Origin of the sequence: Streptomyces sp. NPDC047525, from assembly GCF_040643025.1 — a bacterium.
In the GTDB taxonomy this organism is placed as follows: domain Bacteria; phylum Actinomycetota; class Actinomycetes; order Streptomycetales; family Streptomycetaceae; genus Streptomyces; species Streptomyces durmitorensis.
On record NZ_JBEYTL010000004.1, the window covers coordinates 663,425 to 678,589 of the forward strand.

Genomic DNA, 15,165 nt, shown 5'->3' on the forward strand with positions numbered 1-15,165 from the left:
GAACCCAGGCGAAAGCCCCAACAGCGAAGGAACAGCGTGGCTTCCGGATCCGATCGCAACCCGATCATCATTGGCGGCCTGCCGAGTCAGGTCCCGGACTTCGATCCCGAAGAGACCCAGGAGTGGCTCGACTCCCTCGATGCCGCGGTCGACGAACGCGGCCGCGAGCGGGCCCGCTACCTGATGCTCCGGCTCATCGAACGTGCGCGCGAGAAGCGCGTGGCTGTGCCCGAGATGCGCAGCACGGACTACGTCAACACGATCGCCACCAAGGACGAGCCGTTCTTCCCCGGCAACGAGGAGATCGAGCGCAAGGTCCTGAACGCGACCCGCTGGAACGCCGCGGTGATGGTGTCGCGCGCCCAGCGCCCCGGCATCGGGGTCGGCGGTCACATCGCCACCTTCGCCTCGTCGGCCTCGCTCTACGACGTGGGTTTCAACCACTTCTTCCGCGGCAAGGACGAGGGCGACGGCGGCGACCAGATCTTCTTCCAGGGGCACGCGTCCCCCGGCATCTACGCCCGCGCCTTCCTCCTGGACCGGCTCTCCGAGCAGCAGCTCGACGCGTTCCGCCAGGAGAAGTCGAAGGCCCCGAACGGGCTCTCGTCCTACCCGCACCCGCGTCTGATGCCGGACTTCTGGGAGTTCCCGACCGTCTCCATGGGCCTCGGCCCGCTCGGCGCGATCTTCCAGGCGCGGATGAACCGCTACATGGAGGCGCGCGGCATCGCCGACACCTCCAAGTCGCACGTCTGGGCCTACCTCGGCGACGGCGAGATGGACGAGCCCGAGTCGCTCGGCCAGCTCTCCATCGCCGCCCGCGAGGGCCTGGACAACCTGACCTTCGTCGTCAACTGCAACCTCCAGCGCCTCGACGGCCCGGTGCGCGGCAACGGCAAGATCATCCAGGAGCTGGAGTCGCAGTTCCGCGGCGCCGGCTGGAACGTCATCAAGCTGGTCTGGGACCGCAGTTGGGACCCGCTGCTCGCGCAGGACCGCGACGGCGTCCTGGTCAACCGGCTCAACACGACGCCCGACGGCCAGTTCCAGACGTACGCGACCGAGACCGGCTCGTACATCCGCGAGCACTTCTTCGGCGACGACCACCGCCTGCGCTCCATGGTCGAGAACATGACCGACGAGCAGATCCTGCACCTGGGCCGCGGCGGCCACGACCACAAGAAGGTCTACGCGGCGTACGCGGCCGCCAAGGCCCACAAGGGCCAGCCGACCGTCATCCTGGCGCAGACGGTCAAGGGCTGGACCCTCGGCCCGAACTTCGAGGGCCGCAACGCCACCCACCAGATGAAGAAGCTGACGGCCGACGACCTCAAGGGCTTCCGCGACCGTCTGCACATCCCGATCACGGACAAGGAGCTGGAGGGCGGCGCCCCGCCGTACTACCACCCCGGCCGTGACTCGGAAGAGATCCAGTACATGCACGACCGCCGCCAGGGCCTCGGCGGCTACGTCCCGACCCGAGTGGTCCGCTCGAAGCCCCTCCAGCTTCCCGAGGACAAGACGTACGCGACCGCGAAGAAGGGTTCGGGCCAGCAGTCGATCGCCACCACCATGGCGTTCGTCCGCATCCTGAAGGACCTCATGCGGGACAAGGAGATCGGCAAGCGCTTCGTGCTGATCGCCCCCGACGAGTACCGCACCTTCGGCATGGACGCCTTCTTCCCGAGCGCGAAGATCTACAACCCGCTCGGCCAGCAGTACGAGGCCGTCGACCGCGAGCTGCTCCTGGCCTACAAGGAGTCCCCGACCGGCCAGATGCTGCACGACGGCATCTCCGAGGCCGGCTGCACGGCCTCGCTGATCGCCGCGGGCTCGGCCTACGCCACCCACGGCGAACCGCTGATCCCGGTGTACGTCTTCTACTCGATGTTCGGTTTCCAGCGCACCGGCGACCAGTTCTGGCAGATGGCCGACCAGCTGGCCCGCGGCTTCGTCCTGGGCGCCACCGCCGGCCGCACGACACTGACCGGCGAGGGCCTCCAGCACGCGGACGGCCACTCGCAGCTGCTCGCCTCGACCAACCCGGGCTGCGTCGCCTACGACCCGGCCTTCGGCTACGAGATCGCGCACATCGTCAAGGACGGCCTGCGCCGGATGTACGGCCCCGACAGCGAGGACGTCTTCTACTACCTCACCGTCTACAACGAGCCGATCCAGCACCCGGCCGAGCCCGCCGATGTGGATGTCGACGGCATCCTCAAGGGCATCCACCGCTTCAAGGCGGGCGAGCAGGGCGCCATCCCGGCGCAGATCCTCGCCTCCGGTGTCGCGGTCCCGTGGGCGGTCGAGGCCCAGCAGATCCTCGCTTCGGAGTGGAACGTCAAGGCGGACGTCTGGTCGGCGACCTCCTGGAACGAACTGCGCCGCGAGGCGGTCGACGTGGAGCGCCACAACCTCCTGCACCCCGAGGAGGAGCAGCGCGTCCCGTACGTGACGCAGAAGCTCTCCGGCGCCGAGGGCCCGTTCGTGGCCGTCTCCGACTGGATGCGGAGCGTCCCCGACCAGATCTCCCGCTGGGTCCCCGGCACGTACCAGTCCCTGGGCGCCGACGGCTTCGGCTTCGCGGACACCCGCGGTGCTGCCCGCCGCTTCTTCCACATCGACGCGCAGTCGATCGTGGTCGGCGTGCTGACCGAGCTGGCCCGCGAGGGCAAGGTCGACCGCTCCGTACTGAAGCAGGCCATCGACCGCTACCAGCTGCTCGACGTCACGGCAGCCGACCCGGGCGCCGCTGGGGGCGACGCCTAGCCCTGCGGGGCGGGCATGAGCGATTCCTGTAGCACGTAGGTCGTTCGGAGGGCGGTGGGGCAGTGGCTCCCGCCGCCCTCCGGCGTTTCCTACGATGCGCGCATGGAAGCGCCCATAAAGCACCCACCGGCACAGCTCCGTTGGGAGCGACGCACCCAACGTCCGCTCCTCGTGCTCGCGGTGGCCTTCGCCATCGCCTATGCCGTGCCCATCGTGGTGCCCGACGCGAGCAAGAGCGTCGCGATCACCTGCACGGTGGTGGAGTGGATCGTCTGGGGTTCGTTCGCCATTGACTACCTCGTACGCCTCTACCTCACCGACCACCGCAAGCAGTTCGTCCGCTCGCACTGGCTCGACCTCTGCGCTGTCCTCCTCCCCATGCTGCAGCCGCTGCGGTTGCTGCGGCTCGTCTCGACTCTGCTGCTGGTCGGGCGCCGGGCCCGGATGGCGTCTCAGATTCAGCTGACGACCTATGTCGCCGGGGCCGTCGTGGGCCTCCTCATGTTCGGTTCGCTGGCCGTCCTTTCGGTGGAGCGGGAGTCACCGAACGGCAATATCAAGACCCTTGGCGACGCGGTGTGGTGGTCCTTCACCACGATGACCACCGTCGGCTACGGCGATCACGCGCCGACGACCGGGCTCGGCCGCATCCTCGCGGTCGGCCTGATGCTCTCGGGCATCGCGCTTCTTGGTGTGGTCACCGCCAACATCGCGGCCTGGTTCATCTCACGCTTCGACCGGGACGACGTCGAGGAGCGGCGCCAGACTGCGGCGATCGAGGCGCTGACGACGGAGGTTCGAGCGCTGCGGGCTCAGGTGACGGCGCTGTCGGGCGGGGTGCCCCAGCCGGCGACGGCGGTTGCGCAGTCTGCACCGGCGGAGGTTCCGCGACCGCCGTCGGAGGAGATTCCGCGGCCGGCGCCGACCGCGGAAGGCCCTCCTGTGCCTCCGGTCAGTTCTCCCAGACCTTGAACGCCCGCACGCGATAAGGCGATTCGGGGAGCCAGGTGCCGCCGCCTGGATATGTGTCGAACTCCCCGGTCTCGCCGCACTCCGCGGATTGATACGTGGTGACCGGCCGGCCCGTGCGGTTGGCGAGGGCTTGAGCGCTGCCCCCCTCCGGCAGCGCTACACAGCTCTCGATGTCGATCTCGGACAGCTCATACGTCTGCCGGGCGCCTTTGAACTCCGCCTTCTCCCATAGACAGAGCTCCCCCGGCCCACAACCGGCGAGCGTGGGTGGTGCGGCGGTCCCGGCATGCTTCGCGGGTGTCGCGAGATCGGCCTGTGGGGACAGTGTCGTGGCACCGGCCTGTGAGGGGGCAAGGATCACCGTGGCGAGCGCGGCGGCGGCGAAGGTCGCGGGCATGGTCGTACGCATCTGCTTCAACTCCCGTGTCATGTCGATCACTTGCCAGAACTGTGACCCACTCGCTAGCTCCGTCGGAAGGGGTACGGATGTGCGTCACCCAGATAGGCGAAAGCCCCCCAGTTGGACCCTGAGGGGCTTTCCCTGATGCGTGAGCGCCAGGCAGATGCTTGCTCGACGTGCGCGTTGGATATGTCCGGAAATGCCTTGTGGTGGCCCGGAGTCCAGAACGCCTCCTGCTAGATGTGTCCGACTCCGGCGCCCGCCTCGGCATTGGCGCCCCGCTTGGTCAACGTGGCGACCAGGGCCGCGACGACCGCGACGGCACCGGCGACGGTGAAGGCCAGGCCCATGCCGGACACGAACGTGTCGTGTGCGGCAGAGGTGATCGCCTCGGCGACCGGCTCCGGCGTCTTCGGCGGGACCGGCGCCCCGCCCATCTGGACCGCGGCGGATGCCTGGTCGAGCTGCTCCGGCGTCATGGGCGGGAGCTTGGCGTCGGCCCAGTTCGCGGGAAGGTCCTTGTCGACCCGGGCGGCCATGACCGCGCCGAGAACCGCCGTGCCGAGCGCGCCGCCGACCTGCATGCCGGCCTGCTGGAGACCGCCCGCCACGCCGGACAGCTCCAACGGGGCGTTGCCGACGATGACCTCGGTGGCTCCCACCATCACGGGTGCGAGGCCGAGGCCCATCATGCCGAGCCAGAGCGACATCGGCAGCGTCGCGGTGTCCGTCGTCATCGTGGACATGCCGAACATCGCGATGGCGGTGGCCACCATGCCGCCGACGAGCGGGACGCGCGGGCCGAACTTGGTGATGAGCGCACCGGCGATCGGCGAGGACACGATCATCATGGCTGTCAGCGGCAGGAGGTGCAGTCCGCTGTCGACCGGGCTCATGCCATGCACGTTCTGCAGGTAGAACGTGACGAAGAACAGCCCGCCCATGAAGGCGAAGGCCATGAGGACCATGAGGACCGTGCCCGCGGACAGCGGGACGGACCTGAACATGCCCAGCGGGATGAGCGGTTCCTTGACCTTCGTCTCCCAGAAGGCGAAGAGCGCGAAGAGCACCACCGCGCCCGCGAGGAACAGCAGCGTCCTCGTCCCGCCCCAGCCCCACTCCGAGCCCTTGATGAGGGCCAGGATCAGCGCGAACATGCCGCCCGACAGCAGGACGATGCCGGGTATGTCGAAGGACTTCGGCGCGTTCTCCGCGCGGTGGTCCTTGAGGATCACCAGGCCGAGGACAAGAGCGATGACACCGACGGGCACGTTGATGAAGAACACCGACTGCCAGCTGACGTGCTCGACGAGCAGGCCGCCGACGATGGGGCCGCCCGCGGTCGATGCGCCGATGACCATGCCCCAGATGCCGATGGCCATGTTCAGCTTCTCGGCGGGGAAGGTGGCGCGCAGCAGGCCGAGCGCGGCCGGCATCAGGAGCGCGCCGAAGAGGCCCTGGAGCACACGGAACGTGACGACCAGGCCGACGCTGCTGGAGAACCCGATCGCGCCGGAGGCCACGGCGAAGCCCGCCACGCCGATCAGGAAGGTCTGCCGGTGGCCGAACCGGTCACCGAGCTTGCCGGCGGTGATCAGCGCGACGGCGAGCGCGAGGAGGTAGCCGTTGGTGATCCACTGGACACCGGCCATCGTGGTGCCGAGGTCCTTCGCGATGGCCGGGTTGGCGATCGCCACGATGGTGCCGTCCAGCGCGACCATCATCACGCCGATCGCGACGGAGAAGAGCGTCAGCCAAGGGTGGCCGCGGAGCCCCTTGGCCGGGGTCGGAGCGGACGATGGCTCCGGCGCCTTGTCCGCCTTGTCGACGGTGATCTGACTAGTCATGCGTTCGAGGCTAGTGTCAGTCGCTGACAGTTGACAAACCATTTCACAAGTCGGTAACTGTCACGTGGCTCACAGATATGGTGAGCTGGTCAAACAGCGGAAAGAGGGACATGGCGTGAGGACCGGGCAGCGAGCGGCGGACCCCGCGAAGCCGCGGGCCGAGGCCTCTGGAGACATCTCCGGCGAGCCCTCTCGCCCCGGACTGCGCGAGCGCAAGAAGCAGCGCACCCGTGACGCACTTCTGCGCGCGGCGCTCGAGCTCTTCACGACCAAGGGGTACGAGGAGACGACGGTCGACGAGATCGCCGAAGCGGTCGACGTCTCCCAGCGCACGTTCTTCCGGTACTTCACCAACAAGGAGGAGACCGCCTTCGCCGTGCAGGAGATGGTGGAGCAGCGGTTCGTGGAGACATTGCGCGAACGCCCCGCCGACGAAACGCCGTTCGTCGCCCTGCGCGGAGCCGTGATCGGCGCCTGGGACGCGATGGGCCGGTCCATCGAAGAGGTGGTCCCCGTCGAACTCCACATGCGCACCTATCAGATGATCGAGTCCACCCCTTCCTTGCTCGCCGCCCACCTGCGCCGCTCCATCGAGATGGAGGAAGAGATCGCGCGGGTGATCGCCGAGCGTGAGGGGCTCGACCTGGACACGGACCCGCGACCACGCGTGGTGGTGGCCGCGTTCAGCGGAGTGATGCGCATGACCGGTCGGCTCTGGGGTGCGGGCGAGGAGTCGAGCGTGGAGTCGATCCGCGCGATCACCGAGACGTATCTCGACCATCTGGGACCCGCGTTGGCGGAGAACTGGCGCACAGAGTGACGGTGCGCGCACTCCGTGTCGGGCTGGGGAGCAGATCAACCCGTCGAACAAATCAACACGCAGAGTGACTGACTGATGCGCCGTCAGTAACGGCGCGCTCCGAGTGCGCTGCGCGCATGCGCCGCCTACGGAGTGTGACGAAAGTGCTCAGAGTGCGCCCGCTATGCCTCAATTACCCCACAGGAAACGTGATCTGCCTCACCCGGTGCACGGTAGGCATCACGATTCTCCTAGGGTGTTCCGTAGTGACTTCCTTCGACTCCTCCCCTCAACTCAGCGCCTGGCGCGCACTGCTTGCGCTCGCCGTGGTGTTCGTCATGCTGGCGACCACGGGCTGGACCGCGGTGCGCCACCACAAGGACGCCGCATCGCCGCTCGCGGCCTCGCTCTCCGCCTGGGAGCACGGGCACATCAACGGACGGGCCCTGCCCGACGCCACTGCCCCGGCCGGCAAGCTCGCTCACTTCTTCGCCTCGCTCAACGCGCAACAGCGCACCCGACTCGCCACCCGCTATCCCCTTGCGGTCGGCAACATGAACGGTGCCCCCGTAGAGCTGCGATATCGCGCGAACCACATCGCCCTTGATCAGGCGCGCAAGACCGAGCGAAAGCGCATGCACGACAACCGGCTCTCCCCTCTCGGGCAGCAGGAGGCGGAGCGCAGAATGAAGCGCTTCGGCGTGATGATGCATCCGGGTCGGCAGGTCCTGTCCTTCGACCCCATGGGGTCGGGTCGTATCGCCGAGGTCTTCGGAGACCTCGACCAGGCGTCCCGGGTGTCGGTCGTCGTGCCCGGTGTGGACACGAACCTGCTGACCTTCGAGCGGACGAACCGCAAGTACTCGGCCCCTGTCGGCATGGCCAAGGCCCTGTACCGCGCGGAGCACTCGGCGAGCCCACGCGCGCGTACCGCCGTGATCGCCTGGGCCGACTACACCGCGCCCATCGGCCTCGGTGTGGACGCGGCCACGTCCATGCGCGCGGATGAGGGCGCGATCCGGCTCAATTCATTGGTGCGCGGGCTTCCGGGGCACTCGCCCGTCGCGCTGTACTGCCACAGCTACGGCTCCGTGGTGTGTGGGGTCGCGGCACGACAGCTGCCCTCCCGCGTCTCCGACATCGCGGTCGCGGGCAGCCCCGGCATGCGCGCCGACACGGCGTCGCAGCTGGGCACCGGTGCCCGGATCTGGGCCACCAGGGACGGCGACGACTGGATCCAGGATGTGCCAAACATGGAGGTCGGCGGGCTCGGCCACGGTGCCGACCCCGTCTCCCGGGACTTCGGCGCGCGGGTGCTGTCCGCACGGGGCGCGATCGGCCACACCGGCTATTTCGAGCCGGGCACGGAGAGCCTCAGCAACTTCGCCGACATCGGTACTGGTTCGTACCGCTCAGTGCGGTGTGCGAGCGGGGATGACGCGTGCCGGAAGGAATTTTCCGGCACGACAGTGGCCTGACGCGCGTAGAAATCGACAAAACAGCGGCACGCCGCAGGAGGGACGGAGGCGCGCGTGCCGCCTACGATGAGCCGCATGGGTGACGTACTGGCCGGATTTCATGCCGCCTGGGAGTTCGAGTCCGACTCCGTGCTCATCCGCTTCGAACGGGGGATCCGCACGCCGAAGCTCCTTCAGGCGCTCGGCGAACGCCGCATCCCGCACGAGGCGATCGCAGCGGTGACACTCACTCCCGGCAAGCGAGGGACGGTCGTCCTGCACGCCGTGCCGAGACCGGGGGCGGATCCTCTGATGGAGGCGGCCGCGGGCCAGCTCAAGGACGGCTGCGACCCGTACCGGCTCGTGCTGCCCGCCGAGCGCGAGACGCTCGCCGAGTACTACGCGGACGAGCTGCGGGCCCAGCTCACTCAGGATGACTGCGGACCTCCGGACCGCTACCTGGTCGCCGCGCCGGAGACTCCGCTGCAGTTCAAGGCGTACGACGGGAAGGCGTCCTTCGACGGCAAGTCGGTGGCCTTCCGGTGGTTCTGGACGGGTGCCTCGTCCGCCAAGTGGAAAGCCGGCGATCAGAGTTTCCTGGTCACGGACCTGAGCGGCGTCGAGTGGCGCTCCCCCGAGGTCTTCGAGGGCCATCTCCGGCTGCTGCGCCGTGAGACCCCGCTCGCCCAGCCCGCACAGGCGGACCAGGATCCTGCGGCCGTCGTCTTCGGCCTCGGGTACGGCCCGGTGCACGAATCGCTGCCGTTCGCGGCGTCGGTGCTCGCCGCGGTGCGGGCGTCGGGTCCGGCCCTGACGCCCGGCACGGTCCCGGGCGCCGCCCCGGTGACCCGCCGCGACCCGGCGGACATCGCGGAACGCATCCGGCACCTCGGTGAGCTGCACCAGGCGGGTCTGCTCACGGACGAGGAATTCACCACGAAGAAGGCTGAGCTGCTGGCGGAGCTGTGACCCGGCCAGAGGGGAGCCGGGCTGGGCGGTGCTGGGCTGGGCTGGGCTGGGCTGGGCTGGAGGGACGTGGTCCGCGGGTCATGGGTCATGGGTCATACCTGGGTATCGCGAGAAGCCCGTTTCCTACCTGGGTATGAGGTGCAGGTCAGCTCCGCGGTACGACGGCGTACGGCGTGCGTCATGTCTACGCTGATCAGGCCATGAGCAGCTCATCGACACCCCCGGACCAGGATCCCCGCACACCGGCCGCCGAGCCGGACAGGCGTGGGGTCACCCTTCAGCGTGCGACCGCGGGCGTCCGCGAAGGGCTCGGCAGGGCAGGGGCCTTCCTCTCGACGCCCGTGGGGCGGACCGAGCCTCTCCTCGCCAGGGCGCCCAAGCGCTGGATGCGGCTGATGCCCATGATCGCCGCGCTGGGCTTCGTCGCGGCACTCATCCCTGTCACCACCCAGGTACTGACGAACGACTACGGGGTGAACGGCGGTCTGGCGGGCGCCTTGGGCGTCGCCCAGTCCGCACCGCTGCTGCTGGCGGTCAGCCGCCCGTTGGCCGCCTGGTGCATCCTGATCGTCGCGGATGTCATCGGGGCGATCGTGACGCTGTCCATGGGCAACGACCGGCCCGCTCCCTGGACTGCCATGATCATCGTGGGCTATGTGGTCGTGTGCCTCCTGCTGTCCCTGCGCGAGAGCCGCCGCACGCTCCTGGGCATCTGGCTTGTCACGGTCGTCGTGAGCCTCGTCCTCGGTGCGTTCCGCGACGACGGCGGCCAGGACACCAGCGTGCTGCTGATCGTGCTGAGCGGTGTCGTGCTGCTGCTCGGCGCCTTGCTCCGTGAGCGTGGCGACGCACAGCGCAGACTCATCGAGCAGGAGACCATCAGCGAGGCCGAGCGCGCCCAGCGCACCCTCCTCGAAGAACGGGCCCGCATCGCCCGGGAGTTGCACGATGTCGTTGCCCACCACATGTCGGTGATCACGGTGCAGGCGGACTCCGCGCCCTACCGCCTCGACGGCCTTCCGGACGCGGCACGTGAGGAGTTCGGGAGCATCGCGGCCAGCGCCCGTGAGTCCCTCACCGAGATGCGGCGGCTGCTCGCGGTGCTGCGCAGTGAGGACACACCGGGTGAGCGGTCCCCGCAGCCCGGGCTCAGCAGGCTGCCGCATCTGGTGGAAGCGACGGTGCGCGCCGGCCTACCGATCGATCTGTCCCGCCCCGAACTATCGGTGCTCACGCAGTTGGCCGACGTCACACCGGCCGTCGACCTTTCCGCGTACCGCATCGTCCAGGAAGCCCTGTCGAACGTGATGCGGCACGCGCCGGGAGCGCACACCACCATCACCGTGACCCTGGACGAAGAGCATCTGCTGATTCTCGTGGTCAACGGCCCGCCCACCGAGACACCCGACTCGTTGGAGCACAGCGGCACAGGTCACGGACTCGTCGGCATGCGCGAACGCGTACGGTTGGTCGGCGGCACGGTCGACGCCGGGCCGCTGCCCGACGGTGGCTTCCGTGTGGCGGCCCAACTGCCCCTCCTGAAAAAGGACTCCGGAACCGCATGACCATCCGCGTGATCATCGTCGATGACCAGAACATGGTGCGGGCCGGGTTCGCCGCGCTCCTTGCGGCCCAGAGCGACATCGACGTCGTGGGCGAGGCGCCGAACGGCAAGGTCGGAGTCGACGTCAGCCGCAAGACCCATCCCGATGTCGTCCTGATGGACGTCCGGATGCCGGAGATGGACGGACTCGTCGCGGCACGCGCCCTGTTGGACCCACCGCCCGGGGTGGTGCACGTGCCCAAGGTGCTGATGCTCACCACCTTCGACGTGGACGACTATGTGTACGAGGCGCTGCGCGCCGGAGCCTCGGGCTTTCTCCTCAAGGACGCCCCGCCCGCCGACCTGATCTCGGCGGTACGCGTGGTGGCGGCGGGCGACGCTCTGCTCGCTCCGTCGGTGACGCGCCGCCTGATCACGGACTTCGCCAAGCAGCGGCCACGCAACGACCAGTCGCTGCGGCTGAACGGTCTGACTCCACGTGAGACCGAGGTACTGGTGCTCATCGCGCGCGGCCTTTCCAACCAGGAGATCGCCGAGCACCTGGTCGTCGCCGAGCAGACGGTGAAGACCCATATCGGCAAGGTCCTCTCCAAGCTGGACCTGCGGGACCGCGCACAGGCCGTGATCTTCGCCTATGAGTCCGGTCTGATCACGCCCGGAGGGCAGTAGACCCCTCGCTCAAGCCCTCACTCCCATACCGCGGTATGAGGTCCACATACCCCGGTATGACCTGCGAGTTGGCTCCCCAGTGTGAGGTGCCGCCGGGCACCGTCTCCCTACTTTTCCTCTCGTCACGCCGGAGCGTGTCACGAGATGGGGAGGGAGACGGGCCATGCGCCTTCGTTCTTGGAAAGCCCGCAGGAGCTGGAAGACCCGCAGCAAGCGGACGCTGATCGCCGCGGCGCTCACGACGACGATCGTGGCCGGCACGGCCGGTTGGGCCGTCGGCAATGAACAGCAGCCGCTCACGGGCCCGCCACCGGGCACGCAGGCCTGGCGCGCGGACCATACGTGGGGGGTTCGGCTGCCGGATCCGGCGACCGCGTCCCCCGCCCGAGTCGCCGCGTTCTTCGACTCGTTGAGCGAGGCGCAGCAGCACAGCCTGGTCACCCGGCACCCCTCGGTCGTCGGCAATCTGGACGGCGCCCCGACCGTCCTGCGGTTCGAGGCCAACTCCCTTTCCCTGAAAGCCGAGCGCGCCCGCGAGCGGGCCCGCGTGAGCGACCCGAGCCTCACCCTCCAGGACCACGAGCGGGCCCGTTCTCTCGTCACGCGTTACGAACAGCTCCTCGGTCCCGATCGCCAGATACTCGCCTTCGACCCGCGCGGCAGAGGACAAGTAGCCGCCGTTTACGGTGACTTGGCCAGCGCCAAGCACGTATCCGTTGTCGTGCCGGGCTCCGACATAGATCTGAGCACCTTCGACCGCTCGAACGACGAGTACGGCACACCGGCCGGGATGGCACGCTCCCTGCACGCCGCGGCGGGCGACGACACAGCCGTGGTGGCCTGGGTCGGTTACACCACTCCGGTCGGCCTCGGCCCCGACGCCGCGACGGGACGGCTCGCGGAGGCCGGCGCGCCCCGGCTCGCGCGGTTCGTGCAGGGCCTGACAGCCTCAGGCACCCCACGCCCCTCGGTGTTCTGCCACAGCTACGGCTCCGTGGTGTGCGGCTTGGCGGCTCCACAACTGACGGCGTCCGACCTGGTGGTGCTCGGCTCCCCCGGCATGCGTGCGGACAGCGTGGCCGATCTGCACACCTCCGCCCGCGTCTGGGCGGCCAAGGACGACAGCGACTGGATCGGTGACGTGCCGAACGTCGAGCTGTTCGGCCTCGGCCATGGCGAGGACCCGGCCGACCCCGGATTCGGCGCCCGGCGGGTTCCCGCGGAGCGAGCCGAGGGCCACACCGGCTACTTCGCCCCGGGGACGGATTCCCTCAAGGCCTTCGCCTCCATCGCGGAGACCACTGCCCACGGCACACCGGACAACGGCACCGCCCTGGCTGCGCCTGACGCCGACGCCCGCCCGATCGGAGAGCGGCCATGAGCCTCACCCCGCTGACCCACCTGCGCAGAACGGCGTCGGCGATCGACGCCAAGACACCCGCACACCGTGACCGGGCCATAGACGGGCTGCGTGCGCTCGCCCTGCTCGCCGTGCCGACCGGGCACTGGCTGCTCGGCGGGTTCACCCTCGATGCGGGCGGCGCGCTGCACAATGCCAGTCCCCTGGCTTCGTTCGGATTCTTCGCGCCGCTGAGCTGGGTGCTGCAGATGCTCGGCATCTTCTTCCTGGTCGGCGGCTATGCCTCCGTCCTTTCGTATCGCCGGGCGGCGGCGCGCGGCGAGTCGACGGGGCGTTGGCTTCGCGGGCGGGTGGCGCGACTTGGTCGTCCGGTCCTGGGAGTGACGGCCGTCTGGGCCGCGTTGATCCCGGTGCTGTACGCGATGGGGGTGCCGGGCACGACACTGCGCACGGGGTCCACGCTGGTGATACAGCCGCTGTGGTTCGTCGGGATCTATGCGGTAATCACCGCGCTCACCCCTTGGTGCATCAGGGCGGCCGAGCGGCTCGGTGCCTGGGCCGCGGCGCCGCTGCTCGGCTCGGTCGCAGTCGTCGACTTCCTGCGCTACGGCCCGTTCGGGGACTCCATGCCGTCCTGGCTGAGCCTGTTGAATCTGCTGCCCGGCTGGATGTTCGCCTATCAACTGGGCGTCAGCTGGGGCGAGAAGAAACTGGGCAGGCGCGGTGCGTGGCTGCTGCTCGTCGGAGGGACAGCCCTCTTCGCCGCACTGCTGCTCGTCCTCCACTATCCGGCGTCGATGGTCGGCGTCCCGGGTGAGGCGCGGACGAATTCGCATCCACCGTCACTGCTGGTCCTGGCGCTGGCCGCCGCACAGAGCGGTGCGGCGATCCTGTTGCGCGAGCGGATCGGCAAGTTGCTGCGCAGGCCTGCCCTGTGGGCGCCGGTCGTCGTGATCAACCTGTCGGCGATGACGATCCTGTGCTGGCACCAGACAGCGATGCTCGCAGCGGCCGTGCCCGGCTCGTTCCTCGGCGGCACGGTGCCAGGGTTGACGGCGGGCCCGGACACCTGGGGCTGGATAGCCGCCCGGATCGCCTGGCTTCCGGTCTTCGGGGCGCTCCTGCTGCTGATAGGCCGCTACACCCGCGGCTTCGAGGCTCCGTGGAGGCGGGCCACGTATGCGCGCCGTGCGCTCACCGGGCTCCTGGCGGCCGGGTTCGCGGTCTTCGCGCTGGGGCTGGCGTGAACAGCGGAAGCGTGTGGGCGCCGCGCCCTCCCCCACGGCCCCACGCCCCCACCCTGCGGAGCGAGCCGACTGCCCGCTGCTCGTTATTCGCTGCTCGCTACTCGCGGCCCGCCGAAGTGAAGGTCATGTCGGCGTAACGGTCGCCTGCGACCTGGGCGGCGATGGGGTCGAGCAGGGCGAGTTCGGAGGAGGTGAGTTCGAGGCGGGTGGCCGCGGTGTTCTCCTCGACGCGGGTGCGCTTGCGGGTGCCGGGGATGGGGACGACGGCCAGTCCGTGGACCTGGGCCTGCTGTTGGACCCAGGCGAGGGCGACCTGGCCGAGGCTCGCTCCATGGGCGTCGGCGACAGTGCGGACGGGCTCGAGGAGGGCCGCGTTGGCGGCGGCGTTGTCGCCGGTGAAGCGGGGCTGCTGGCGTCGGAAGTCACCCTCTCCGAGCTCCTTGTCGGCGCTGACGAACGAGCCGGTGAGGAAGCCGCGGCCGAGCGGGGAGTAGGGGACGAGGGCGACGCCGAGTTCGGCGGCGGCGGGGACCACGCCCTGCTCGATGTCACGGCTGAAGAGCGACCACTCCGACTGGAGGGCGGCGATGGGGTGGACGGCTTGGGCGGCGCGCAGTTCGGGGCCGGTGACCTCGCTGAGGCCAAGGTGCTTGACCTTGCCCGCGGCGACCAGCTCGGCCATCACGCCGACCGTTTCCTCGATCGGCACCCCGGGGCTCCGGCGGTGCATGTAGTAGAGGTCGATGACGTCCACGCCGAGGCGTTGGAGGCTGGCGTCGATGCAGGCGCGGATGTATGCGGGGTCGTTGTTGATGATCCGCTTGGTCGAGTCGTTCGGGTCGATGGCCAGGGCGAACTTGGTGGCGAGGACGACCTCGTCACGGTGTGCCTTGAGGAAGGGAGAGAGGAACTTCTCGTTCTCACCGGCGGCGTAGGCGTCGGCGGTGTCGTAGAGGGTGACGCCGAGTTCGAGGGCTCGCTCCAGGGTTGCCCGGGCTTCATCGGCGTCGGTGGGGCCGTAGGCGAAGCTCATGCCCATGCAGCCGAGTCCCTGGACGCCGACCTCCGGGCCGTCCGTCCCGAGCTGCACCTTCGCGATCGGGGCGGGGGTC

At 69.1% G+C, this 15,165-nt stretch carries 12 protein-coding genes; 9 read left to right on the top strand and 3 right to left on the bottom strand.

All coding sequences use genetic code 11. The annotated features are described in order from the left end of the window. Window positions 1-36: 36 nt before the first annotated feature. Both aceE and ABZ833_RS15455 read left to right on the top strand, forming a co-directional pair. Window positions 37-2,769 carry a pyruvate dehydrogenase (acetyl-transferring), homodimeric type gene (gene aceE / locus ABZ833_RS15450; RefSeq protein WP_361046210.1) on the top strand — a complete coding sequence of 911 codons (2,733 nt, stop codon included), beginning with the start codon at window positions 37-39 and terminating at the stop codon, window positions 2,767-2,769. 102 nt (window positions 2,770-2,871) lie between these two features. Continuing rightward, window positions 2,872-3,741: an ion channel gene (locus tag ABZ833_RS15455; RefSeq protein ID WP_361046212.1), complete on the top strand. Its 870-nt coding sequence runs from the start codon at window positions 2,872-2,874 to the stop codon at window positions 3,739-3,741. Here the strand turns inward: ABZ833_RS15455 and ABZ833_RS15460 are convergent. Both ABZ833_RS15460 and ABZ833_RS15465 read right to left on the bottom strand, forming a co-directional pair. Then, a complete protein-coding gene (locus ABZ833_RS15460; protein ID WP_361046369.1) occupies window positions 3,722-4,150 on the bottom strand; it encodes a peptidase inhibitor family I36 protein in 429 nt (142 codons plus the stop codon). The two genes, ABZ833_RS15455 and ABZ833_RS15460, sit on opposite strands and share 20 nt — an antisense overlap. 227 nt (window positions 4,151-4,377) lie before the next feature. Next, window positions 4,378-5,988, bottom strand: coding sequence for an MFS transporter (locus tag ABZ833_RS15465; RefSeq protein ID WP_361046215.1), 1,611 nt, complete (start codon window positions 5,986-5,988; stop codon window positions 4,378-4,380). Between the two features lie 202 nt (window positions 5,989-6,190). On the opposite strand from ABZ833_RS15465, the gene ABZ833_RS15470 reads away from it, so the two are divergent. The 7 genes from ABZ833_RS15470 to ABZ833_RS15500 all read left to right on the top strand — a co-directional run bounded on the left by ABZ833_RS15470 (window position 6,191) and on the right by ABZ833_RS15500 (window position 14,053). Next, entirely contained in the window at window positions 6,191-6,808 is a 618-nt protein-coding gene (locus tag ABZ833_RS15470) for a TetR family transcriptional regulator (RefSeq protein WP_361046372.1), read from the top strand. 245 nt (window positions 6,809-7,053) lie between these two features. Further along, window positions 7,054-8,265 (top strand): alpha/beta hydrolase, encoded by a 1,212-nt coding sequence (locus ABZ833_RS15475; RefSeq protein WP_361046218.1) that lies wholly within the window; start codon window positions 7,054-7,056, stop codon window positions 8,263-8,265. Between the two features lie 66 nt (window positions 8,266-8,331). Then, a complete protein-coding gene (locus ABZ833_RS15480; RefSeq protein WP_361046375.1) occupies window positions 8,332-9,213 on the top strand; it encodes a DUF4429 domain-containing protein in 882 nt (293 codons plus the stop codon). Window positions 9,214-9,413: 200 nt separating this feature from the next. Then, window positions 9,414-10,778: a sensor histidine kinase gene (locus ABZ833_RS15485; protein ID WP_361046221.1), complete on the top strand. Its 1,365-nt coding sequence runs from the start codon at window positions 9,414-9,416 to the stop codon at window positions 10,776-10,778. Next, window positions 10,775-11,446, top strand: coding sequence for a response regulator transcription factor (locus ABZ833_RS15490; protein WP_361046224.1), 672 nt, complete (start codon window positions 10,775-10,777; stop codon window positions 11,444-11,446). The genes ABZ833_RS15485 and ABZ833_RS15490 overlap by 4 nt, the downstream gene beginning before the upstream one ends. Before the next feature lie 163 nt (window positions 11,447-11,609). Next, entirely contained in the window at window positions 11,610-12,827 is a 1,218-nt protein-coding gene (locus tag ABZ833_RS15495) for an alpha/beta hydrolase (protein ID WP_361046226.1), read from the top strand. Next, entirely contained in the window at window positions 12,824-14,053 is a 1,230-nt protein-coding gene (locus tag ABZ833_RS15500; RefSeq protein WP_361046229.1) for an acyltransferase, read from the top strand. The genes ABZ833_RS15495 and ABZ833_RS15500 overlap by 4 nt, the downstream gene beginning before the upstream one ends. Before the next feature lie 97 nt (window positions 14,054-14,150). On the opposite strand, the gene ABZ833_RS15505 is transcribed toward ABZ833_RS15500, so the two are convergent. Further along, the gene (locus ABZ833_RS15505; protein ID WP_361046378.1) at window positions 14,151-15,092 is read right to left on the bottom strand and encodes an aldo/keto reductase; all 942 of its coding nucleotides are present in this window, start codon (window positions 15,090-15,092) and stop codon (window positions 14,151-14,153) included. Between the last annotated feature and the right edge of the window lie 73 nt (window positions 15,093-15,165).